This is a genomic window from Enterococcus sp. ZQ21 (genome assembly GCF_030053755.1).
GTDB lineage: Bacteria > Bacillota > Bacilli > Lactobacillales > Enterococcaceae > Enterococcus_B > Enterococcus_B lactis.
This window is the reverse complement of record NZ_CP125658.1, coordinates 2,065,188-2,089,680: the sequence shown is the minus strand read 5'-3', so window position 1 is coordinate 2,089,680 and position 24,493 is coordinate 2,065,188. Positions and strand designations below refer to the sequence as shown.

General features: G+C 38.4%; 20 protein-coding genes and 1 pseudogene. 17 read left to right on the top strand and 4 right to left on the bottom strand.

The window, feature by feature from the left end:
* Nucleotides 1–11: 11 nt before the first annotated feature.
* Genes QK255_RS10155 through QK255_RS10140 form a run of 4 tightly spaced genes read left to right on the top strand, consistent with a single transcriptional unit; the run spans nucleotide 12 to nucleotide 3,682 of the window.
* A complete protein-coding gene (locus QK255_RS10155; RefSeq protein ID WP_002291049.1) occupies nucleotides 12–791 on the top strand; it encodes a PTS mannose/fructose/sorbose/N-acetylgalactosamine transporter subunit IIC in 780 nt (259 codons plus the stop codon).
* Nucleotides 778–1,599 carry a PTS system mannose/fructose/sorbose family transporter subunit IID gene (locus tag QK255_RS10150; RefSeq protein WP_002291048.1) on the top strand — a complete coding sequence of 274 codons (822 nt, stop codon included), beginning with the start codon at nucleotides 778–780 and terminating at the stop codon, nucleotides 1,597–1,599. Before QK255_RS10155 ends, QK255_RS10150 begins: the two co-directional genes overlap by 14 nt.
* A 16-nt stretch (nucleotides 1,600–1,615) precedes the next feature.
* Nucleotides 1,616–2,665, top strand: a complete 1,050-nt coding sequence (locus QK255_RS10145; RefSeq protein WP_002291046.1) for an SIS domain-containing protein — start codon at nucleotides 1,616–1,618, stop codon at nucleotides 2,663–2,665.
* Between the two features lie 12 nt (nucleotides 2,666–2,677).
* Nucleotides 2,678–3,682, top strand: coding sequence for an SIS domain-containing protein (locus tag QK255_RS10140; RefSeq protein WP_002291045.1), 1,005 nt, complete (start codon nucleotides 2,678–2,680; stop codon nucleotides 3,680–3,682).
* 63 nt (nucleotides 3,683–3,745) lie between these two features.
* On the opposite strand, the gene QK255_RS10135 is transcribed toward QK255_RS10140, so the two are convergent.
* Nucleotides 3,746–4,390, bottom strand: coding sequence for a lytic polysaccharide monooxygenase auxiliary activity family 9 protein (locus QK255_RS10135; RefSeq protein ID WP_002291044.1), 645 nt, complete (start codon nucleotides 4,388–4,390; stop codon nucleotides 3,746–3,748).
* Nucleotides 4,391–4,521: 131 nt separating this feature from the next.
* Entirely contained in the window at nucleotides 4,522–5,406 is an 885-nt protein-coding gene (locus tag QK255_RS10130; RefSeq protein WP_002291043.1) for an Rgg family transcriptional regulator, read from the bottom strand.
* Nucleotides 5,407–5,612: 206 nt separating this feature from the next.
* On the opposite strand from QK255_RS10130, the pseudogene QK255_RS10125 reads away from it, so the two are divergent.
* The 8 genes and pseudogenes from QK255_RS10125 to QK255_RS10090 all read left to right on the top strand — a co-directional run bounded on the left by QK255_RS10125 (nucleotide 5,613) and on the right by QK255_RS10090 (nucleotide 16,094).
* Nucleotides 5,613–7,349 (top strand): annotated as a pseudogene (locus QK255_RS10125) (fibronectin type III domain-containing protein).
* 729 nt (nucleotides 7,350–8,078) lie between these two features.
* Nucleotides 8,079–9,098, top strand: coding sequence for an NAD(P)H-dependent glycerol-3-phosphate dehydrogenase (locus QK255_RS10120; protein WP_002291040.1), 1,020 nt, complete (start codon nucleotides 8,079–8,081; stop codon nucleotides 9,096–9,098).
* A 42-nt stretch (nucleotides 9,099–9,140) separates the two neighbouring features.
* Nucleotides 9,141–10,022, top strand: a complete 882-nt coding sequence (gene galU, locus QK255_RS10115; RefSeq protein ID WP_002291038.1) for a UTP--glucose-1-phosphate uridylyltransferase GalU — start codon at nucleotides 9,141–9,143, stop codon at nucleotides 10,020–10,022.
* A 300-nt stretch (nucleotides 10,023–10,322) separates the two neighbouring features.
* A complete protein-coding gene (locus tag QK255_RS10110) occupies nucleotides 10,323–10,700 on the top strand; it encodes a hypothetical protein (protein ID WP_002291036.1) in 378 nt (125 codons plus the stop codon).
* Between the two features lie 606 nt (nucleotides 10,701–11,306).
* Nucleotides 11,307–11,921: an SIS domain-containing protein gene (locus QK255_RS10105; RefSeq protein WP_002291034.1), complete on the top strand. Its 615-nt coding sequence runs from the start codon at nucleotides 11,307–11,309 to the stop codon at nucleotides 11,919–11,921.
* 774 nt (nucleotides 11,922–12,695) lie between these two features.
* Nucleotides 12,696–14,435, top strand: a complete 1,740-nt coding sequence (yfcC, locus tag QK255_RS10100; RefSeq protein ID WP_002291032.1) for a putative basic amino acid antiporter YfcC — start codon at nucleotides 12,696–12,698, stop codon at nucleotides 14,433–14,435.
* A gap of 159 nt (nucleotides 14,436–14,594) precedes the next feature.
* Nucleotides 14,595–15,779 carry a beta-aspartyl-peptidase gene (gene iadA / locus QK255_RS10095; protein WP_002310168.1) on the top strand — a complete coding sequence of 395 codons (1,185 nt, stop codon included), beginning with the start codon at nucleotides 14,595–14,597 and terminating at the stop codon, nucleotides 15,777–15,779.
* A gap of 111 nt (nucleotides 15,780–15,890) precedes the next feature.
* Entirely contained in the window at nucleotides 15,891–16,094 is a 204-nt protein-coding gene (locus tag QK255_RS10090; RefSeq protein ID WP_002291027.1) for a CsbD family protein, read from the top strand.
* Nucleotides 16,095–16,195: 101 nt separating this feature from the next.
* Here the strand turns inward: QK255_RS10090 and QK255_RS10085 are convergent, their stop codons facing one another.
* Both QK255_RS10085 and QK255_RS10080 read right to left on the bottom strand, forming a co-directional pair.
* The gene (locus QK255_RS10085) at nucleotides 16,196–16,858 is read right to left on the bottom strand and encodes an ABC transporter ATP-binding protein (protein ID WP_283341541.1); all 663 of its coding nucleotides are present in this window, start codon (nucleotides 16,856–16,858) and stop codon (nucleotides 16,196–16,198) included.
* Nucleotides 16,859–16,870: 12 nt separating this feature from the next.
* Nucleotides 16,871–18,367 carry an ABC transporter permease gene (locus QK255_RS10080; RefSeq protein ID WP_002291025.1) on the bottom strand — a complete coding sequence of 499 codons (1,497 nt, stop codon included), beginning with the start codon at nucleotides 18,365–18,367 and terminating at the stop codon, nucleotides 16,871–16,873.
* A 547-nt stretch (nucleotides 18,368–18,914) separates the two neighbouring features.
* On the opposite strand from QK255_RS10080, the gene QK255_RS10075 reads away from it, so the two are divergent.
* From QK255_RS10075 to QK255_RS10055, 5 genes are all read left to right on the top strand, one after another.
* Nucleotides 18,915–20,594, top strand: coding sequence for a ribonuclease J (locus QK255_RS10075; protein WP_002291023.1), 1,680 nt, complete (start codon nucleotides 18,915–18,917; stop codon nucleotides 20,592–20,594).
* Nucleotides 20,595–20,719: 125 nt separating this feature from the next.
* Entirely contained in the window at nucleotides 20,720–21,199 is a 480-nt protein-coding gene (locus QK255_RS10070; protein WP_002291021.1) for a YbaK/EbsC family protein, read from the top strand.
* Nucleotides 21,200–21,412: 213 nt separating this feature from the next.
* Nucleotides 21,413–22,093 carry a metal-dependent hydrolase gene (locus tag QK255_RS10065; protein WP_002291020.1) on the top strand — a complete coding sequence of 227 codons (681 nt, stop codon included), beginning with the start codon at nucleotides 21,413–21,415 and terminating at the stop codon, nucleotides 22,091–22,093.
* Between the two features lie 7 nt (nucleotides 22,094–22,100).
* Nucleotides 22,101–23,432 (top strand): DRTGG domain-containing protein, encoded by a 1,332-nt coding sequence (locus QK255_RS10060; protein WP_002291018.1) that lies wholly within the window; start codon nucleotides 22,101–22,103, stop codon nucleotides 23,430–23,432.
* Between the two features lie 14 nt (nucleotides 23,433–23,446).
* Nucleotides 23,447–24,409, top strand: coding sequence for a DHH family phosphoesterase (locus tag QK255_RS10055; protein WP_002291016.1), 963 nt, complete (start codon nucleotides 23,447–23,449; stop codon nucleotides 24,407–24,409).
* Nucleotides 24,410–24,493 lie beyond the last annotated feature (84 nt).

Sequence of the window (24,493 nt, the reverse complement as noted above, 5' to 3'; positions counted from 1 at the left end):
GAAGAAACTCAATGATTGTACAAGCAGTCTTATTAGGAATCGTTGCATTTATCGCACAATCAGAATATGCATTAGGGACATCACTGCTTTCTCGTCCAATTGTGACGGGACTGTTTACAGGAATCGTGTTGGGTGATGTAAAAACTGGGATCATCATGGGCGCCACTTTGGAGTTAGCATTTATCGGATCATTCTCAGTAGGTGCTTCGATCCCCCCTGATGTGGTGACCGGAGGAATTTTAGGCACGGCTTTTGCTATCACAGCTGGAGCTGGTACGGAAACGGCACTTTTACTAGGTTTACCAATTGCTACGTTGACATTGATATTGAAAAATATTTACTTAGGTCTTTTGATTCCAATTATGAACCATAAAGCGGACAGTTATGCAGAAGAAGGAAACTATAAAGGAGTCGAGCATATGCACTTGCTTGCCGGGTTCGGTCTTTCCTTGATGCTTGGTGTTGTAGTAATGGTTTCGTATATGGTGGGAAGCAATACGATCGGGAATCTACTCAATAAGATTCCTGACTTCGTTCAGAATGGCTTGTCAGTAGCTACAGGGTTGATTCCAGCTCTTGGTTTCGCGATGCTCGCTCGCTTGCTGATTAACAAACAAGTTGCACCATACTTTTTCTTAGGTTTCGCTATAGCTTCTTACTTAAAGATTCCTGTGACCGGAGTAGCTATTTTTGGTGCAATTTTAGCCGTTGTGGTAGTCAATATCATGAATGTCCGTCAACTGCCACTTCAAACCACTGTAGGGGAGGTCGAAGAAGATGAAGAATTCTGAGAGTAAAAATAGCAAAATAACGAAAAAAGAACTGAATCATGTATTCTGGCGTTCTTTTCAAATGGAGTTTTCTTGGAACTATGAACGACAGATGAATATGGCTTATGTTTACGCAATGATTCCGATTTTGAAAAAGTTATATCAGTCGAAAGAAGAAATGGCAGCAGCTTTGAAACGGCATCTAGAGTTTTTCAACACGACCCCACATATCGTTACATTGATTTTAGGGATCACGGCTGCAATGGAGGAAGAAAATAAGGATGATCCTGAATTTGATGTGACCGCGATCGACAGTATCAAAACATCTTTGATGGGACCCCTTGCAGGGTTAGGGGATTCTTTCTTTTGGGGAACTTTGCGATTGATTGCCACAGGTGTGGGCACCTCTTTAGCCATGCAAGGAAATATTTTAGGACCTATCTTGTTCATTTTGATTTTCAATATTCCGCACATTCTGTTCCGCTATCTAGCAACAGGTTGGGGTTATCGCTTAGGAACGGGTTTTTTGAAAAAGATTCAGGCAAACGGGATGATGGAAAGTTTGACATTAGGCGCGTCTATCATTGGGTTGATGGTCGTCGGAGCAATGACTGCCACGATGATTACCATCAATATTCCTTTAAAAATCGGTTCAGGAGAAAATGCTGTGACTGTTCAAAGTATTTTTGATGATATTGTCCCAAATATCTTATGTCTGGGTGCATTTGGTGTAGTGTTTTATCTATTGAAAAAAGAAGTAAAACCATTAACGATTTTGATCGGACTAGCTTTCTTTGGGATTTTTGGTTCGTGGATAGGGATTTTTTAGAAAAGGAGCAGAGAAAATGGTTACGATGCAAGATTATATTTATGAAGAAAAGGAAGTACTAAGTACGATCTTGAAAAAGAATGATTTTTCGACAAGAAAACAAATGAAAAAAACAACGAATCTGCTGATGCTAGCAACGGGTTCTTCTTACAACGCTTGTTTAGCAGCGAAGCCGGCATTGGAATCTTATGGCGAGCTAACTGTCGATATTCAAGAACCTTTTCATTTTGCTCATTATGGAAAACTTTCTCCATCAATCGATACTGTGATTGCTGTGTCACAAAGTGGGAAAAGTGCTTCTACTGTTGAAGCAGTAAAAATGATCCAAAAACAAGAAATACCGATTATTGCTGTCACAAATGACGTACAAAGTCCACTTGCTTTAGAAGCTACACAGATTATTGATTTAGGTGCTGGGATAGAAACAGTTGGCTTCGTTACAAAAGGCTATTCTGCTACTGTCTTACAGTTACTACTCTTAGGGCTAGGAATTGGGATAAGTAAAAATAATATCAGCAAAGAAATAGAACAAAACTACATGCAACAGTTACAAAAAATAATCGATCATTTACCAGTGATTATTCAAAAAACGGAAGAATTTTTTGATGAGTATCAAAGTTTGTTTCGTTTAACACAACGCTTCATCACTATTGGCTATGGTCCAAACTGGGGGACAGCGAAAGAAGCAGAAACGAAATTGACGGAAACAATCCGTGTCCCGTCACAAGGATTTGAGTTAGAAGCTTACATGCATGGCCCATATCTAGAGGCTGATGCTTCCCATTTGCTGTTCTTTATTGAAGGGGACAATGAAAATAAGGAACGTTCACAAAAGTTGCGGAGATATATGAGTCAGTATGTTGGAGAGGCTCTCACAATTACCACAAAAAAAGCAAGAGACGAGAAAACACTTGGATTAGCAATAGAATGTGATGAATATCTGTCTATATTAGCACTTGTCGTTCCATTTCAACTATTCGCTTATAAAATCGCAGCAGCTAAAGGAATCGACTTGAACAAAAAGATCTTTGAAGACTTTGATACAGTCTTGAAAAGTAAATTATAAGAGGTGGAAATCATGTTGAAGTTCAATGAAGAAGAACAAATCAAAGCAATAAAAGGTGCACTAGCTTTACGTCCGCAAGTAGAAAAAATCATCGATAAACTTTATACGGAAAAATTCGATGCTGTCTATTATTTAGGAATTGGTGGAACGTATGCTTCTTCGATGCAAGCTGTCACTTATATGAATGGGAAAAGCAACTTGCCTGTCTTTGTACAGCATGCTGCAGAATATTACACTACTGGGAACAAAAGATTAACAAAAGATTCTATTGTCGTCGTGTCCTCTGTTACTGGGACAACCCAAGAAGTAGTGAAAGCAGTAGAAGAAATCAAGAAAGTAGGAGCGACACTGATTGGATTTATCGATAAAGCGGAGAGTAAGTTGTCTCAACTATGCGATTTTGTGGTTACTTATCCAGCTCCCGGAACAGAACAAATCAAATTTTTTATGGTAGCAGATCGATTGATGTATTTGCATGGGGAATTCGAAGATTACTCAGAGTACTATGAACAGCTCGAACATTATTTGCCAACAGGGTTAGTTGAAGCAGAGAAAAAAGCAGATACATTTGGCTTATCATTTGCAGAAAAGCATCGACGTGATAGCATGCATTATTTTATCGGAGCAGGGAATCAATGGGGAGCTGTTTATTCATATGCCATGTGTTATTGGGAAGAACAAAGCTGGCTCCCATCGAAATCTATCCATGCTGCCGAGTTTCTTCACGGGACGTTAGAGATCGTTGAAGAAACGACCCCAGTCACTTTATTTTTAGGCGAAGATGAACAGAGAGCGTTATCTGAACGTGTAGCTAAACTTTTGCCAAAAATTTGTAGTAATTATACATTGATAGATACAAAAGACTATCCAGTAGAAGGTATCAGCGAAAAATATCGCGGACGTGTGTTGTCTTTCTTATTGATGCATGCAGTGACACAGCGTATCGATGCACATGTCGAACAGCTGAATTGTCATCCATTAGAGATACGCCGCTACTATCGTCAGTTTGATTATTAGGATCGATTGGATGAAAAGAATATAAAAAATAAAGAGAGCAGCGACAACTGCTCCCTTTATTTTTTAGTTGTTTTCCAAGTCAGTTAATGCATTACGATTTTGAACATTGACATCGATTACATTATAAAATGCGTTATCTGTGTCAGCTACATCCCAAACTGCTAAAATGACATGATACCCCAGACGATTGCTAGGAATATTGATTGTATGAGTCGGATTAGTAATAGACGAATTACCACCATTATTTACTTCACCAATGAATTCCAGGTCATTTCTATTCAATGGGGCATTTGGATTCCAACCATTTTTAGTCATGTAATAGTGCCATTTCGTCGTTGCGTGGTCAGCTGTGAAATGCCAAGTGAATCGGTTTGCCCCAGTAGTTAAGTTGTTTTTTGTCCATAACGTAGCTGTTTGTTTATCCAAAACAAAGTCACCTACTGCACCATTAGCAGAAGCAATCCGACCATTTGCAGGTCCAGCCGAAGGGAATCCTTTTGGTGCCTCTAAAGATTGTGGTTCGTTGATGATACGACCATACTTTTCAAAAGCACTTTGCCAATTATTCCTACTATCTAGAGCACCTTGATAGCCACGGCTGATAGGTTGTGAAACATAGCCATGAGCCGAGACATCTACAGAAGACAAAGCGGCGATTCCTGTTGTAGCAAGTAACATTCCTAATCCCAATAAAGTACTTTTTTTCATTTGATGATTCCTCCAGTTAGATAAAATATTTTAAGAAAAGGTTTCCTTTTCGTAAGATAGTATAAAATGTATTATTTAAATATTATTTTTTTGTATGGTATTGCAACAAAAATAAAAAACTAGAAGAATGACTATTGATAAATAGCCTTATCATTTTTATGTATAGTTTTTTTCAAAAGAGAATCTCTCAATTCAATGATCTCTTCTTTCACTTCCTCTAGTCCTAGCCATTCAAAGAAATGGATTGCTTCGTCAATTTCTTCTAGTGCTCGTTCATTGCCATCTGCTAATAGAGCTAAAGCAGTGAATGCTTTGTAACGGGCTAAGTCTAACGTATGTTTATAACGGTCACTTACTTTTTTCCATTCTCCTAAAAATAGTTTTCTAAGAAAAACAGAAGAACGATGAAAAGATAGATGTATCCCGTTCAAAAGAAAATTTGATAATAATTCGGAATAATGAGCAGTATCGACATATGCTTTCATTTTTGTGACACTACGCTGAAAAGAATGATAAATATACTCGTCATCGAATATGAATAAACAATTGGAAAAAATAGAAAGTTCATAGTGTCCCCATGTATCGATACCTTCCAAGTACTTTTTGATAATAGAAACTTCTGTCAAAGTTTCCGAACGAGTGAGCTTTCGGTTTCCCAGATATTGATCAATTAGTATACGTTGCGTATATAGCAGGCGATAATAAATATTCCCAGTTTTTTTATATTCTTTTAGCAGTTCATTCTCTTGCTCTTTTGTTAAATATTTTGTTGTGATCAGGTAATTAGAAAGTTTTTGTTTACTTGTGAGAGTATTGTTGTTCAGCAAAAATTGATATTCTTCAAGTGTAACATTCATCCGTTCAAGGTAATCCACTAACAATTCAAAACTGATTTTTGTTCCTCTAGATTCAAAAGCAGCTAATGTCCCTCGCTGAGAAAGCCCCTCTGTTAATTGAGCTTGTGTCAGTCCACGTTCTTTTCTTAGTTTTCGAATTAAAGAAGCATGTTTTATCATGTAAGTTACCTCCATACGTTTTTTATGAATATAAGATAACACAAGGCTGTTATCTAAGGACGAAAATGTCAATTATGTACTATTTTTGATAAAAAGTGCTCATGCTTTAAAAGCAATTTTTATTTATGTTGTAATAACATACAAAAAATGAAAAACAGATGTTGTTAAAATAAAATATATTTACCAAATACTAGGAGGTATGATGAATGAAAAAAATTTTTTGGCTGTCATTGGCAGCAATCGGCTGTTTCGCTGGAGGTGGACAAACTATACATGCTGCACAAGATTCCGCGGCATTGATGCCGGATATCTCAGAAAAGCAAATTGCTGTTGGATATTATCATAACTGGGTACCAGAGCAAGGTGCGGGATATAGAGGTGGGAAACCAGCAGAGACAGACTTAGGAAAGATCAATCCGTTTTACAATGTCATCGCAGTATCTTTTATGAAAGGCGAAGGAATCCCTACATTTAAGCCATTTAATATGAGTGATGAAGAATTCAGAAGCAAAGTGGCTGCCCTGAATGAAGAAGGACGATCAGTTATCATTTCTTTAGGCGGAGCTGATTCCCATATCGAATTGCACAGAGGACAAGAACAAGCATTTGCAGATGAAGTGATTCGGTTGGTAGAAACTTATGGTTTTGATGGTTTAGACATTGATTTAGAACAAAGCGCCATTACGGCAGGAGATAACCAGCAAGTGATCCCAGAAGCGTTGAAAATCGTACGAGATCATTATAAAAAGCAAGGAAAACACTTTATTATTTCTATGGCACCTGAATTCCCTTATTTGAGAACAGCGGGAGGCTATGTACCTTATATCACTGCATTAGAAAATGAGTATGATTTTATTGCACCACAACTATATAATCAGGCGGGCGACGGATTAAGCGTGGGAGACGAATGGATTGCTCAGAACAATGACAGTCGAAAATATGATTTCTTATATGGTATGTCAAAAGCCTTGCATAACGGAGAGAGTGGATACATTCGGATACCAGCAGATCGTCTGGCTTTGGGGATTCCAGCAAATAACGATGCGGCAGCCAACGGTTATGTGCAAGATCCATCCGTTGTTTATCAAGTATTCGAACAAATGGAAAAAGAACGTACACCTTTAAAAGGTTTGATGACTTGGAGCGTGAACTGGGACGAAGGGGTAAACTCAGCTGGCATTTCTTATAATGAATCATTTGCGAAAGCTTATCAAAATCTGTTTACGGAACAAGAACCAGATACAGAGAAACCTTCTAAACCGACCAATTTTCGAGGAACAGCAACAAGTACGACAGTCACATTGTCTTGGACTGCGTCAACGGATAACGTTCGTGTGTCACATTATAATATTTATGAAAACAATCGATTAGTAGGAACAAGCAAAACTACGAATTATATACATACAGGTTTACAACCAGAAACGACTTATTCTTATACGATTGAAGCGGTCGATCCATCAGGAAATATTTCTGCACGTTCCGATAGATTGAATATCCGTACGCAAGAAGCAACAGCTTTACCAGCACCTTCTATTCCAAACGGGTTGAGCATCAACCATGTGACACAATCAACAGTTCGTTTGGTATGGCAAGAAAATAGCTTATTGGAAGAAGTACTTTATTATGAAATATACAGAGATGGCAAGAAGATCGCTACCTCACAAACCGCTGTATTTGAAGATCAAAATTGAACAGCTTCTACTGCGTATCGCTATCAAGTTCGTGCAGTCAATCGGACAGGTGTTTCTTTACTAAGCCAGTCTGTCACAGCAAGAACCCTAGACGAGAACGGCCAAGGAAATTCTTGGACAGTCGGTACTTTTTATCAAGCAGGAGACATAGTCACATATAATGGTATTCAATATCGTTGCTTGCAAGCGCATATTGCAGCCGCACATTGGGCACCAGATACGGCCTTCTCTTTATGGCAAAAAATAAGTTGATGATGAGGTCGTGATAGAAGCTACTTCTGTAACACCGTTTATCAAGCGGTTGTGAAATCAATACTTTGACCTAAGTATTACAGAAACAAAACGGCAAAATAGTTTTTCATATTTTGCCGTTTTTTAATCTAATATTGAGGGTGAGCTGATTGAACACTGTGTATCAAGAGATAATAAGCCTGATGTATAACTGCGTGTCACATCATTTACTCGGAATAAGGAGGATACGACTTTTATCAAAATTTCTACCATGTATTGATTTAAGCAAAGAGCGTGGGACAAAAGTAAAGAACACTTTTGTCTCACGCTCTAAACACGTATAACCGGCGGAAGCAGAAGCAACTCCTTCGGAAATAAGCTGAAATTCACAAAAATTTGAAAAGCAATTTTCGTGAATTCCTTCTTACTTCTTGGAGTTAAACGCTTCTGTCCCAGCCTCTTCTTGTATGTAGCTTCAATTAAGGGTTGTTAGGAGAAACTTCCCAGCCTCCCAATGGTAATGGTAATGGAAACATAGTCAAACCTCCTTTCTCTTAGTGACAAATAAAGTATAACAAGTGTAAAAAGAAAAAAATTAAAATGTACGCTATTGCAACATTTAATAGATTATTTCAAGTGAAAGTCGATAAAAGAATTAAACAAACACTTAAAAACAATGGAAATTAGTCCAAACTTTAAGAAATGTATACTATAATGGAAATTATCAATTATTTATTTGGAGGAATATCCATGAAACAAAAAATCGCAGTTCTTGGTCCTGGATCATGGGGCACTGCTTTAGCACAGACATTGGCAGAAAACGGGCATGATGTCCGGATTTGGGGAAATGTACCTGAACAGATTGACGAAATCAATACGTATCATACAAATCAACATTTTTTACCCGATTTGACGATCCCAGAATCGATTATCGGATATAAAGAATTGGCAGAAGCAGTGGATGACGCAGATGCTATTTTGTTTGTCGTTCCGACAAAAGCAATCCGTTCAGTCGCCCAGGAACTTATTGGTAAAATGAATACTAAGCCCGTCATTATCCATGCAAGTAAAGGCCTAGAACAAGATACGCATAAACGGATCTCAGAAGTTTTGGCTGAAGAGATTCCAGAAGAAAAACGACAGGCAATCGTCGTATTATCTGGCCCTAGTCATGCGGAAGAAGTAGCAGTTCATGATATTACAACGATTACAGCTGCAAGTATCGATCAAAAAGCAGCTGCTTATGTACAAGAATTATTCATGAATGATTATTTCAGGATTTATACAAATAATGATGTGATTGGTGTAGAAACTGGCGCAGCATTAAAAAATATCATTGCTATTGGTGCCGGTGCTATCCATGGGCTAGGGTTCGGAGACGATGCAAAAGCGGCCATCATGACTCGCGGATTAGCAGAAATTAGTCGTCTTGGTGTAGCAATGGGTGCCAATCCGCTGACGTTTATCGGTTTGAGCGGCGTTGGGGATTTGATTGTTACTTGTACAAGTGTTCATTCCCGTAATTGGCGTGCCGGTAACTTACTAGGACAAGGGCATAAACTGGAAGAAGTTTTGGAAAACATGGGAATGGTCGTTGAAGGTGTGGCAACGACAAAAGCAGCAGTCGAGCTAGCACAACAGCTAGGTGTTGAGATGCCAATTACTCAAACCATCTATAATGTTTTGTATAATGGAGAAGATATTAAAAAAGCCGCAAAAGAAATCATGCTACGTGACGGAAAAATGGAGAATGAATTTTCTCTTCGTTAAATAGATGATTAACAGGTAATCGTCGTTTAGGAGGAACAGCAAGTGAAGGTCAAAAAAGCAGTTATTCCTGCCGCTGGGCTAGGAACACGTTTTTTGCCGGCAACAAAAGCCATGGCAAAAGAAATGCTTCCAATCGTGGATAAGCCAACGATCCAATTTATTGTGGAGGAAGCATTGAATTCGGGAATTGAAGATATCTTGATCGTAACGGGAAAAGAAAAGAGACCCATCGAAGATCATTTTGATGCAAATATCGAATTGGAAAACAATTTGCGAGAAAAGGAAAAAACAGAACTACTCGCTTTAGTTGAAGAAACGACTCATGTCAATCTTCACTTCATCCGTCAATCTCATCCAAGAGGACTGGGGGATGCCGTTCTTCAAGCAAAAGCATTCATAGGGAATGAACCATTTGTTGTCATGCTCGGGGATGATTTGATGAAAGATGATATCCCACTGACTCAACAATTGATGATGGATTATGAAGAAACACAATCTTCTGCTGTTGCCGTCATGCGTGTACCAGAAAATGAAACCTCTAAATATGGAATTATTAATCCTAAAACGGATAACGAAAAGGGACGTTGCAGAGTAAATGGTTTTGTAGAAAAACCTGAACTTGGAAAAGCACCAAGCAATTTAGCCATTATCGGACGTTATCTGCTGACTCCCAAAATATTTGAGATATTAGCAACTCAAGAACCAGGAGCAGGGAACGAGATACAACTAACGGATGCGCTCCAGACCCTTAACCAAACAGAAGCGGTCTATGCGAGAGAATTTAAAGGAAAAAGATATGATGTAGGCGATAAGCTAGGATATATGAAGACAAATATTGAATATGGACTTCATCATCCGGAAATCGGTGCATCGTTAAGCGCATATATTATCCAGTTGGGCAAAGAGCTAAGAACAGAAAATTAACTGGAAATAAGTGACCTGCTGAGAATAAAAATCAAATGGGTGTTAAAGCGGCAGCTTGTGCGTCATTTGCGCAACTGTCGTTTTTATTTTTTGACGTTAAGTGAATGAAGACGAGGAAAAATGAAAGATAAAAAAAGACTTTCGTGAATATATTTAGGAAATTTTCTGCTAATGGTTTAATTTTTTTTTAAGTTACATAAAAGAAAATGATTACATAAGAGAAATGAAAGCCAATCCAGAAGATTCATAGTAGAATAAAAAGGCGAATTTTTTTAATTATAAAAAAGGTGTGTGTCCACTATGGGAAAATTAGTCGCTGTTGCGCAGTCGCTACTTGATATACTCAAGTGGCTGATGGAAGGAAGTAACTGGGTATTTGTGTTACCGCTATTGCTCATTAGTCTATTTATCATGTTCAAAATGGTCAGAAAAAAAGAAAGATTCCTGATTTTTATCTGGTATGCAGCGTCTGTTGCAGTTGCTAGCTTGATGATTGAATTGGCGTTAGGTAGTTGGGAAGCTTGCATATTTGCCTTATTTTTTGCTGTATTGTATCTGATCATTTATATTCCTTATAGGAAAAGAAAGTCTCGGATCGGAAAAAAAGGTAGACATGCCGCTACTTTTTCTAGTACAGATTCTCCAGAACAAAGCAGAAGAGCGAGAAGAAGACGGTAATATTTAGTATGTATACGCAAAAAAAGATAAAAGAATGGATAAATTATTGAGTTGAGAGATTTATTTAATTGGTGAAAAAAAACTTTTTTTACTTATTTAAAAGAATCTTTTCAAAAAGGAATGCTTGCTACATAGGGACAAGTCATTCCTTTTTTTTATGTTATTTATTTGTAAAAAAATCATACCAATGTTTTTTTGTATTTTCGTACTTGCACTTGAATAAGAGATTACTTACAATGAGTTCAGATAGAAACAGCTGAATAAAAAAAGGCTCCCTGACCCTTAGTTGGCGCTAAGAATCAGGGAATGACCAGTCACACTCATACACCCTGACCGATCATTTTGCCATAGTCAATGCAGTGCATCGACCTTATTTATTGTACCTAATCTAAGGGGAAAATTCTACCCCTATGTAGAGATTTTCTATGGTCTGCACGTTGTTTTATTTGCTATGTCAAGGTATTGGGCGTATTCGTTCAATACCTTTTTTGCGTTTGAAACAGCAAAGACCGCATGTGTTACTGTTTATCTTCTGTTTTTTATGTAGTTCCTTAGATTAGGCAGCTGTTTCTATTCATGTCAAGTATAGCTAGGCGGGAGAGAAAAATGAGTTTATGTTATTTTGACTATTATTACCAATTGGAAGAGAAATTAAGGATAGAAGAGCCGTTGATGGTTCAAGCAGGAACTTGGATTGCGAAACAAATCAATCAAGGCGGCAGATTGCAGATATATGCTAGCCGCACACTAAGTGGTGTAGCATTTGAATTTTGGGATCAAACACCGGACCTTGTGCCAAGTATATTGATTGAGAACCCAGCCGGAGGTGTCTATGAAACGCTAGAAGGGGCAGGACAAGCGATTATTGATGAGCTTTCTGTCAAACCAGAAGACATTTTTCTTCTTCTTTCGAATGAAGGAAGAAATCCAGCAATCATTGAGTTGGCTCAATGGATCAAAGAAAATGGACATCCTTTGATCATTGTTACTGGGTTTGATTTGTCACGAAGCATCAAGTCCCAGCATAGCAGTGGTTTGAGATTATTTGAATTTGCTGATTTAGTTTTGGATAACCATGCCAATCTGCATGATGCAGTCTTGACTTTGCCGAATTTAGATCCAGCAATCTGTGGAACAGCCTCTCTTGCAACGATCTTTTTGCTTCAACAAGTTTTGTATTTTACAGCAAAACAGCTAGTTCAGGAAACAAGAGGAAAATAGTTTTCCACATAATGACCAAATTTTCTTTAAAAAAATGGTGTTCCACGTAAATATGGAGTGTTTGAAACGAAGAAAACGATTTTTAAAGAAGAGCAGTAATGATCATTTTTTATTTTTTTGTTATTTTAAGTTTGTTTAGCTCCAGAGGTCAGCCTTTTTTTTCGAAAGTGCGTTATTTTTATAAGTTGTTTCACAATGAGAAAAAAAGAGCTACAAAAATATGTAATACTAGATAGATAAAAAAATAGCGGAAAAAGAGGCAAGAAAGAATCCGAATGGATTCTTTCTTGTCTCTTAATACACGTTGATGAAAGAGTCTTCCCCAAAACTCTTTACAACGTAATTATAGTACATTTGTTATCATTATTGCAATGAAGTTTACCTGATATAACAAAATTGTCGAAGAATATTCCTTTTTCTAATAGAAAGAAAATATACAAAAAATGAAAGATATGAGATGGATATTTATTATTATTTTTTGTTTTTTTGCAATGAAATACAATTTATTCACGATTATAAAATGAAAAAATCAGGACGGGATTTCCGCTAATCTAAAAATAAAAAAAGAATTTTAAGGAAAAACAGAGAAATAAAATACTTAATATAAATGGAAAAAGAAAAAAATAGTCATACATATGAGAAAAAAAGCAAAATAGAAAAAAGTGATTTTCTAATAAATTATTCATGTGGAATTGACATTTTTACTGTATAATTCATTTGATTATCCATTTTTTATTCATCAAAATTACTGAGAAAAGAAAGGAAGAAATAAATTTGAAGAAAACAAATTCTTCAGGAAAACCGAAACGTGACTTCACTAAATTATCGACACCGCATACGTATGTCATTATTTTTGGTGTAGTCATCTTTGCATGGATACTGACTTTTGTCGTACCAGCAGGAAAGTTCAGCACGCAAGACATTGAATATAAAGATGCGAATGGCGAAACAAGTACTCGTACTGTTTTACGCCAAGATTCCTTCCGTTATGCTTACGAGCTGGATAAATCGTATGTATTTGATCAATTAGAAGAACTGCAAGACCATCCAGCAGAACGTGAAAAATTGGATGTTCCTGAAAAAGGATTGGAAAAAGTCATTGCTGACGGAGAAAAAAATCTTACGCAAGAAAAACTAGATGAAATTTCCTTAACAGATGATGTTCTTTATGATGAGTATGGCGAAAATATCTATGATACTTCTAAAAAATTGCATAAAACAGCCAAAATATGGGGAACAGACGATTTTGGTGGCTTTGGCTTCTTAAATTTTGTTTTTGAAGGTCTAGTATCTGGAGATAAATATGGATCTGCTGTAGGAATTGCTGCATTGATCCTTGTTGTCGGAGGTGCTTTTGGTATTATTATGCGTACCGGAGCGATTGATGCAGGAATCTATGCGTTTATCAGTAAAACGAAGGGACTGGAGCGTTTAGCTTTACCGCTATTATTCTTTGCTTTTTCATTCGGGGGCGCTACATTTGGGATGGCAGAAGAGGTAATTCCATTCTCAATGGTGATGGTTCCATTCGTCATTGCCTTAGGATATGACTCGATCGTAGCAGTAACCGTGACTTATGTCGCATCTCAAGTCGGAAATGCGACCTCTTGGATGAGTCCGTTTAGCGTAGCTGTGGCTCAAGGGATTGCTGGAATCCCAGTGTTGTCTGGTGCGACATTCCGATTGATTATGTGGGTAGTTGTTACTGCCTTAGCAGCTGGATATATGATGATATATGCAGAAAAAATCCGTAAAAAACCGGAAAGTTCGTTGACTTACAAATCAGATGATTATTTTCGTTCTCATATCAAAAAGACATCTGATGAAAATAAAAAATTCATGCTTGGCCATAAACTGATTTTAGTAGAGATGTTAGCTGTTCTTGTTTGGATCGTTTGGGGCGTGACTCAAAAAGGCTATTACATCCCCGAAATCGCTTCTCAATTCTTTGTGATGGGATTAGTTGCCGGAATCATTGCTGTTCTTTTCAAACTAGATGGAATGAAAGTCAATGACATCGCTTCTTCTTTCCAATCTGGTGCAGCTGATTTAGCTGGTACAGCAATCGTAGTAGGGATGGCCAAAGGAATCCTTCTCGTCTTAGGTGGATCCGATGCGTCTGTTCCTTCAGCTTTGAATACGATTTTGCATGGAATCGGGACGGCATTGACCGGTGTGCCAGCTGTCATTGGCGCTTGGGCGATGTACATCTTCCAAAGTTTGTTCAACTTAGTTGTTACATCAAATTCAGGACAAGCAGCTTTGACCATGCCGATTATGGCTCCATTGGCAGATTTAGTCGGTGTATCTAGACAAGTAGCAGTTCTTGCTTATCAGCTTGGTTCTGGTTTCATGGATGCTTTTACGCCCGTATCAGCTAGCTTGATTGGTGTGTTAGGTGTTGCACGAATCGAATGGGCAAAATGGGCAAGGTTCCAAATCAAGATGCAAGGATTCCTGTTTGTTTTGGGAACTATTTTCATCATGATTGCTATTGCGATCGGTCTGCAGTAGTACTGGAGACATAAGTAAATAAAAAAGTAATCCAAACAGTAGACAAATGACTCCAAGAACCGTTATTTTACGGTAAAATCAAAGGAGTAAAGATTCTATCGTTTGGATTATTTTTTAAGATCCTATCATCAGCTATACTTAAAGAAAGAGGAAAAATGTATGAAGATCATCCGACAAATTGAAGTGTTTGCACCAGATTACTTAGGAAAAATGGACGTATTGATTGCCGGTGGGAAGATTTTGGCTGTAGAAGAACAGCTAGAAGGCGGCTACGAAGGAGTAGAAGTAGAAGAACTTTCAGGTGAGGGGAAAGTACTGACTCCAGGTTTCATTGACTGTCATTTCCATATTTTAGGCGGAGGAGGAGAAGGCGGTTATCAAAACCGAACACCAGAAGTTACATTAAGTCAATTGACTACAGCTGGTGTAACGACAGTTGTCGGTTGCTTGGGAACAGACGGAGAAGGTCGTGATATGACTGCTTTGATCAGCAAAGCGAAAGGACTTGAAGCAGAAGGAATCTCTACTTATGTGTACGAGGGTTCGTACCGATTGCCGGTAAAAACAGTAACAGATTCGATCATCAAAGACTTTTTAACAATCGATAAAATCATCGGAATCGGAGAAATCGCAGTATCCGATCACCGTTCTTCTCAGCCAAGTTTTGAAGAGTTCGCCCGTGCAGCAGCAGACGCTCGTGTAGGAGGCATGTTGTCGGGAAAAGCTGGGATCATCAATGTCCACTTAGGCGGAGGAAAAAGAAAGCTAGAGTTATTGACACGAATTGTAGAAGAAACAGAAATTCCGATCACACAGTTTTTGCCTACTCATGCGAATCGTACACCAGAATTATTTGAAGCTTGCGTGGCATTTGCTAAACGTGGCGGCACGATTGACTTCACCGCTAGCGAAGATCCTGATTTTTGGGAGAAGACAGATGGGGAAGTGCGCTTCAGTAAAGCACTGAAACGATTGATTGAGGAAGATGTTTCTTTAGATAATTTCACGATGACCTCAGATGGACAAGGAAGCTTGCCTTATTTTGATGAAAACAATCATTTCCTAGGGCTAGGAGTAGGAAGTGCTAAGGCATTGCTAGTAGGGATCAAAGAAGCTGTGCAAAAGGAAAATATTCCTCTGGAAATCGCCTTGCGAGCTATAACCAGTAACCCAGCACGTATATTGAAATTGGATAAAAAAGGAAAAATTGAAATTGGCGCAGATGCAGACTTGTGTATCTTGGACAAAGAAACGCTTGATATCGATACAGTTATTGCTAAAGGAGAAATAATGATCCAAGAAAAAGAAGTCAAAGTATGGGGAACTTTCGAAAAAAGTTTTTGATTCACTATCTGACGCATCCTTTTTTAGAAAACGAGCGTTCTGTTTGTCTGTATCTGTTGTTGATGTTACCCTGAAAGTAGATCAATAAACAAATTAAGAGGAGGAAACACAATGGCAGATTTAAAAGGACGTTCTAAAGACATGAAAGACAAAGTAGTCGGTAAAGGAAAAGAAGCATACGGCAAAGCAACAGACGACAAGAGCAAAGAAACAGAAGGAAAAGCACAATCACTAGGTTCTGATATCAAAGAAAAAGCTCGTGATTTGGGCGATGAAATCAAAGACAAATTCTCTCGAAAAGATGAAAACAAATAAACAACGTTCATTACTAAATGAATCAAGCAAATAGAAATCCGAACCGTATCTGCTTCATATAGATATGGTTCGGATTTTTTGTTTGAACGTTATCCTGTTTTTTAAACTTCTATTTTTTGAAATTCTTTATTTTTTAGTTCAAAGACTTCATCGCAGCTTTTTGCTACTTCGACCTCATGGGTCACGATGATAATACAGCGATTTTGTTCATGGGCGATTTCTTGGAAAAGTTTAACGATATCTTGTGATGCGGTCTCATCCAGATTCCCAGTAGGTTCATCAGCTACAATCAGTTGATGTTCGCAACAGATAGCACGAACGATAGCGACTCGCTGTTGCTGACCTCCTGAAAGTTTGGTCACCTGTTTTTTTGCTAATACTTCATCAATTCCTACACGAGCTAGTCGATCTAAAGCAACTTGACGATAATTTTCTTGTTTGGTTTTAGTAATCTCCATTGCTGTTATGACATTGTCTAGAGCTGATAAATAAGGAAGCAAGTTGTAAGCTTGGAAAATAATCGAGACATCATTTTGACGAAAACTTCTTAACCCGATTTTGTTCAGTGAACGATCCTGATAGTATACCTTTCCTTCTTTTGGTGTATCTAATTCGGAAATAAGCGAAAGAAAAGTCGTTTTTCCAGAACCACTTGCTCCTAAAATAGCGTACATTTTTCCAGCTTCGAAATTCAGTTCTACATCTTTATAAAGCGCATCTTGCGGATCTTGATACCAAAATCCCAATTGTTCTGTCCGTAACATCAAATTCCTCCTTTAATTTAATAGGATTTTTCTTGGGTTTAACCTTAATATCCCTATAGAAGCTAAAAAGACAGAAAGCAGGCTGATTCCAAATGCTACTCCGGCTAGTAGTCCTAATTGTGTAGGTTTGACATTGATTTCCAATTCGCTGACTTGATCAGAAACAGCAAATGGATTATTCGTGTTTCCTTGCTGACCACCACGCTGACCGCCTTGTTCGTTACCTGGCATTTGTCCACCGCCAGGAGCTTGTTGGTCTTGTGTCGTGGTTTCTGTCTGTTGGTCAAGTAGCTGCTGCCCCACGGCATTCGCGACGACGTTCCCGCTAATCGAAGCAACTCCTAATGCAAGAATCATACAAATAGCAACTTCGGTAAACAATTGGAGAATGATTTTACTTCTGGATTCTCCTAAAGATAACAAGACGCCTAACTCATGCCGACGCTCCCGGATGGTAATCATAATAATAAGAGTAAGTATGATAATGCCGGCTACAGCCACTAGTAAAACAACATTTTTAGAAAAACTTGCCACATTGTTTAAAGGTTCCAACATTGACTGATACATGGAATCATTTGTTTGTAAGCTAAATGTATCTGTGTCGATCAGCTTCTCTGCTTTTTCGAGAAACTCATCCATTTCATCTGGATCAGATAGAGTGTAAATAGCAGAATCTATCGTGTTATCGTCAGATGTCCCATTTAATTCATTTGCAAAAGTATAAGAGGTGTAAAGTGTATTCGACGGATTCATGAAGTTGAATTTCATACCCATACTGCTACTTGTTTCGCTAGATTCATAAATTCCTTTGACCGTCATTTCATAAGTGGTATCTTCATCTTCAGTACTCGTGATTGTGAAAGTATCTCCGACTGTCAGGTCATTTGCTTCTGCTAGCGTAGAATCAATGACTACGTTGTTTGTGCCTTTGTCGCTGTCATCTATTCCTTCACCATCCGTGATTTTTGCTGTTCCATCAGAAAAAGTACTATTTTGTGCAGTTGCTGACACACCGCTGATTTGGAAATCTGCTTGAGTCATTTGCGGATTTCCGCCCATTCCTCCGGCAGGACCACCGCCTGCATCGGTAGTTTCTGAACTGTCTTCACTTGAATCAGAACTAGTGATGGCAGTTATTCCCTCTTTTGCCATAGCTGAGGCGGAACTTTCAAAGGAATAGCTTTTTACATTATCTAATTTAGCTATTTTTTCCGCGTCCGTTAAGGATACTGGGGTAAGAGAAAAACTGCCCGGATCTGGACGTTCTTCAGCGGTAGAATTGCTTGAAGAAGTTTGTTCCTGTTTTTTAAATGAAGCTTCTCGATTGGCACTTAAAGTCACTGTTGCTCCAACTTCTTTTTGTGCTTGATTCGCTGCTTCTTCTGCAGCGCTTCGAATCGTGAGGCCAGCTAGCACAAAAATAAGAATGGCTGTGAACACGGCAAACAAAAACAATGAACGTCCCCATTTTACTTTTGTACTTTTCCATGCACGTTTCATAAAATTCATATCTTGCATCCCTCCTAGTAGATGCATTTGATAATAGACAACCAATCTTAAAGCTAGCTTAAATCTTATGCTGTTTGCACATCATCAACACGAGGTTCTGCATATATAAAAAGTCACTATAGTTATTGCAAAAAATGTGGTAAAATGAAAAAAGTATGTTTCAAACCGACGAAGAAGAGATGAAAGAGAAACAGCAAAAGAAATCCTAGATGTTACAGAGGAATTTTCATTTGTTTAGTGATTCTAACAATTGCTGATACTAGCGATTTAGTTCATTTGTTGTATAATAATGGGGAACAGCCGAATACTCATATAAGTATTCTGGCTATAGCGTTTCGCAAAAGATCCATTTTGTTAATGAAGTATATCCAAAATAAAATGCCCAACCAACTGTCAGAACGCGGATGTGCCGGTAATTTTCCTGCTGATTCTCCATAAGTTGAGAACTAGTGATTTTGCATGTGCTTCATTGGAATGGCTCGTAAATTTAGATAAAGAAGAAAATCGACATCTTTAAACTTGGATGTCATAAGAAGAGGTGAAATTTGTGAGTACCATTAAAATTATCCCATTAGGCGGCGTTCGCGAAAATGGAAAAAACATGTATGTCGCAGAAGTGGGCGAGGATATTTTCATATTAGATTGTGGGCTAAAATATCCTGAAAATGAGTTGTTGGGGATCGACGTCGTCATCCCAGATTTTACGTATTTAGAAGAAAACATTGATCGTGTAGCTGGTGTCTTTTTAACACATGGGCACGCAGATGCGATCGGGGCGCTTCCCTACTTGTTGTCGAAAATTTCTGTACCAGTATTTGGAACGGAGTTGACGATCGAGTTAGCAAAATTGAATGTCAGTCGTAACGAAGCAGCCAAAGGATTTAAGGATTTCCATGTGGTAGATGAGCATACAGAAATCGACTTTGGTGAAACAGTAGTGAGCTTTTTCCGTACCACTCACACGATACCAGATTCAGTGGGGATCAATCTGAAAACAAAAGAAGGTAGTATCGTTTATACGGGAGATTTTAAATTTGATCAAACGGCTATCCCGATGTATCAAACAGATTATGCACGATTGGCAGAAATCGGCAAAGAAGGAGTCTTAGCTTTACTGAGTGAATCGGCAAATGCAGAGAATCCTCAACCAGTAGCTTCTGAAGCTCAGATAGCAGATGAAGTATTTGATACAATCAAATATTGGGAAGGACGCATCATCGTCGCCTGTGTAGCAAGTAATTTGCAACGAGTGCAACAAGTATTGGACGCAGCAGAAAAAGCACAACGAAAAGTTGTCTTGACTGGTCAAGATTTCGAACGAATTATTCGAACAGCGATGCGTTTAGAAAAACTTCAATTACCAAGTGAAGATTTACTTGTTACATTGAAAGACATGAAAAACTATGATCCAGAAGAACTGATCATTTTAGAAACTGGCCGAATGGGTGAACCCATCAAGTCTCTGCAAAAAATGGCAAACGGCACACACCGTAATGTCAAGATCGAAGAAGGCGATTTGGTTTATATCACTACTACGCCAAGCATCGCGATGGAAACAATCGTGGCGAAAACGGAAGATATCATTTATCGAGCTGGTGGAACAGTGAAATTGATTTCTGAGAATATGCGTGTTTCTGGTCATGCCAATCCTAATGATTTGCAATTGATGATCAATTTGATGAAGCCGACATATTTTGTGCCAGTTCAAGGGGAATATCGGGAATTAGCTGCTCACGCAGATTTGGCTCATGCAGTAGGGATGCCTTACAAAAATATCTATATTACTGGACGCGGAGATGTGCTGGAATATAAGAATAAACGTATGAGTGCTGCAGGAACTACAAGTGCAGAAAATGTAATGATTGATGGTTTAGGCATAGGCGATATCGGAAACATTGTTTTACGTGATCGGAAAATCTTATCAGAAGATGGGATTTTCGTAGCGGTTGTCACTATCAGCCGAAGAGAGAAGAAAATCATCTCAAAACCTCAAATCACTTCACGAGGATTCGTTTACGTAAAAGCTAGCCGTGATCTGATGAAAGAAAGTAGCAACATGATCGAAACGATCGTTGAGAAACATTTAGAAAGCAATGATTTTGAGTGGAGCAAATTAAAGCAAGACATTCGTGATCAATTAGGTCGTTACTTATTTGAACAAACAAAACGACGCCCTGTGATCTTGCCAGTCATTATGGAAGCTACTCAACGTCGAAATAAGAAATAAATAAATAAGAGTAAGATGGCTCTCTATAGAGTGCTCGTCTTGCTCTTTTTTTGAGGGAAACAAATGATTTTTGAATACAGTATCCCTCGTTCTATAATAAACGATAGAATAAAGGGAGTGGATCAATGATGAGTCAAACAAAAGTCGAACGTTATTTAGAAGAACAAAAAATCAGCTATCAACCACTTGATTTTAGTCATATAGTAGAAGGATCTTTCACAGAAGAACTACAAAAAAGAGGGATTGATCCAGCTTTGATATGTAAAACTCTCGTAGTAAAAGGGAACAAAACCGGGGTGATCATCGCATTGATTCCTTTGAATGATCATTTAGATTATAAAAAAACGAGACAAGTGACGAAAGATCGTAAAGTCGGTTTTCCTGGAATGGATTTTGTATTAGCACATACAGGCTATCCTCACGGAGCGAATACCCCTATTGGAATAAAACTCGCACATCCTGATTATTGTTTTTTAGCAGACAGTTCTTTAAAAGAAAAAGAAGAAGTGATTGTGTCGAGCGGTGAAATCGGGAGAAGCCTCCAGATAAAAGTAGCTGATTTAGAAAAAATCGTCCATCCTATTTACGCTGATTTAATTAGTTAAGTGACGAGAAGAGGAGCCAAGCAGAGAGCTCAAACTTGAGATTATATCTGCTTGGTACTTGGTGCATCCTGTATTATCTGTTACAATTACTTTGTGCATACTGTACTATCAATCCAATGAAAATATATTTAGTAACTATATTTTTTCATTGATGTGCAAGTAATGAAATCGGTTTTAATAAAAAAGATACAGAGAAAACGTGAGGTGTAGAATATGAAAATTACGTATCATGGACATTCTTGTTTAACGATTGAAATGGAAAATGGCCAACGTGTGATGATTGACCCGTTTATTACAGGAAACCCATTGTCAGATTTAACTGCAGAAGAAGTAAAGACAGATTGGTTGCTGATTACTCATGGACATAGTGACCATATAGGAGATATGATCCCTATTGCAAAAGAAAATCAAGCCACGGTTATCAGTATTGTTGAGATCGCTGATTATGCAAATAGCAGAGGAGTAGATTCATTCGGTATGAATATCGGCGGAAAACATGCATTTCCATTCGGCACAGTAAAATTCGTCCATGCACAGCATAGTTCAAGCTATGAAGTAGATGGTATCGTTCAGTATATGGGTGAGCCTAGCGGAATCATTATCCAAGCAGAAGGCAAAACGATTTATCATGCAGGAGATACAGCTTATTTCAGTGATTTAGGATTGCTTGCAGAGGAATTCGATATTGATGTTGCTTTCTTGCCGATTGGTGATAACTATACGATGGGACCAGAGGATGCGGCTCGGGCTGCACAAACAATTCGTGCCAAGAAAGTCGTTCCAATCCATTACAATACGTTCCCTGTTATTGAACAAGATCCTGAATCTTTTGTAGCATTACTGGAAGATAGCGAAGGAAAAATAATGAGCGTCTCGGAAACGCTGGAAGTGTAGGCAGAAAATGGCGACAAAACATGATTTGATTTTAGAATATATTGAAAGTTTACCTGTGGGCAATCGAATTTCTGTAAGAAGCATCGCAAAAGAATTGAATGTCAGTGAAGGAACAGCGTACCGTGCAATCAAAGATGCGGAAAATGTCGGACTAGTTTCAACGATTCAACGAGTAGGTACGATTCGTATCGAACGTAAATTAAAAAAACATATTGAACGTTTGACATTTGGCGAAGTCGTCAGGATCATTGAGGGGGACGTTTTAGGTGGCTCGGCAGGATTAGACAAGGTCTTGAATAAATTCGTCATTGGTGCGATGACTAAACATGCCATGGAACGCTATATTACACCAGGCTCACTGATGATCGTCGGCAATCGGGCGGAAGTCCAAAAATTAGCATTGGAAGATGGCGCTGCAGTATTGATCACAGGCGGATTCAATACGACTGCTGAGATTGCAAAGCTAGCCGATGAACTTGAAATGCCAATCTTGCGCACTTCTTATGATACATTTACAGTCGCTACCATGATCAACCGAGCATTAAGTGACCAATTGATCAAAAAAGATATTATGCTTGTTAGCGATATCTACATGCCGGCAGAAAAGACACATTATTTGCATCAGATGGATACGATATCTGATTATCAACGTTTGTCAGAAGAAACGCAACATTCACGTTTTCCAGTCGTTAACCGCCATCACCGTTTGATGGGGATCGTTACGGCAAAAGACGTTTTAGGGAAATCACCAAATCAGATCATTGATCGAGTGATGACGAAAGAACCAATCAGTGTAAAGAAAACAATGAGTATTGCTTCTGTTAGCCATCAAATGATCTGGGATGGGCTGGAAGTCATGCCGGTCGTTTCCGATGACTTGACATTGGAAGGCTTGATTACCCGGCAAGATGTAATGAAAGCGATGCAGCTTGTCCAGCGACAACCGCAGATTGCAGATACGATTTCAGATCAGATATCTGGAAATATCCATACGATTGATACCGATCGTGAAGGGAACCGTTTGGAAAACCCTAAGTTCAAATTTGTAGTGACACCACAAATGGTCAATGGTGTTGGAACCATTTCTTTTGGTGTACTTAGCGAAATCATTTCTGATGTCGCACAAAAAACAATGGTGATGAACCAAAAACGAAATATCTTGATTGAACAAGTGAACCTACATTATTTGCGGCTGATCCAATTGGAAAGCGAGTTGGACATTCGTCCACGTGTATTGGAAATCGGCAGACGTTCCGCTAAATTGGATATCGAAGTATTTATTGAAAATACCATCGTTTCCAAAGCAATCGTTGTTTGTCAAGTAATGGAACGTTCTTAGAAAGCAGGAGTGAAATGACAGTACAGCAAGAAATAGTAGATACAATAAAAAAATACGATAAAATCATTATCCACAGGCATTTGCGCCCTGATCCTGATGCGTTAGGATCACAAGTAGGATTAGCTGAACTATTACGGGAAAGTTTCCCAGAAAAAGAAATACGACAAGTAGGTGAAACGATTGAAGGTCTTCGCTTTTTAGCAGAAATGCAAGAGGTTGAAGATGCCTTCTATCAAGGAGCGCTAGTCATCGTGACCGATACAGCTAATTCACCAAGAATCAGTGATCAAAGATATCAGTTAGCAGAAAAGCTGATCAAAATCGATCATCATCCCAATGATGACCCTTATGGAGATCTTGTGTGGGTAAATACAAAAGCAAGCAGTTGTAGTGAGATGATTGCAGAATTTGCTTTGATGTTTCCTGAATTATTTAAGATGAACGTGGAAGCTGCACGGTTACTTTATGCGGGAATCGTCGGAGATACAGGGCGCTTTTTGTATCCCTCCACGACGTCCCGTACATTAGAGATTGCATCGATATTGAGAAATTATCCATTTGATGCAAGTGCTTTGAATAGAGAGATTGAGCAAATGCCGATGAAAGTCGCTAAACTTTCCGGTTATCTTTATCAAAATATCCAGGTGGATGAAAATGGTGCAGGAAGAATAATCCTTCCGCAAGAAATTCTTGATAAATATGGAATCGATGATTCAGAGACGGCTTCAATCGTTTCTCTTCCTGGAGTGATCGACGAAGTACTAGCTTGGGGTATTTTTGTTCAGCAGCCTTCAGGACATTACCGCGTACGCTTACGTTCTAAGGGACCAGTCATCAATGAATTAGCGAAACGCCATCATGGGGGAGGCCACCCATTAGCAAGTGGTGCGAATGCAAAAGATTTAGCAGAAGTAGAGGAAATCTATAAAGAGATTCAAGACATTTGCCAATCGTATAAGAGTAGAGAAACGAAGTAACAACTTCATTCGAAAACGTTCCTTTTGTGGTAAAAATCACAAATGTATCTTTTCAACATCTTCTTTTTCCGTTACAATAGTGCT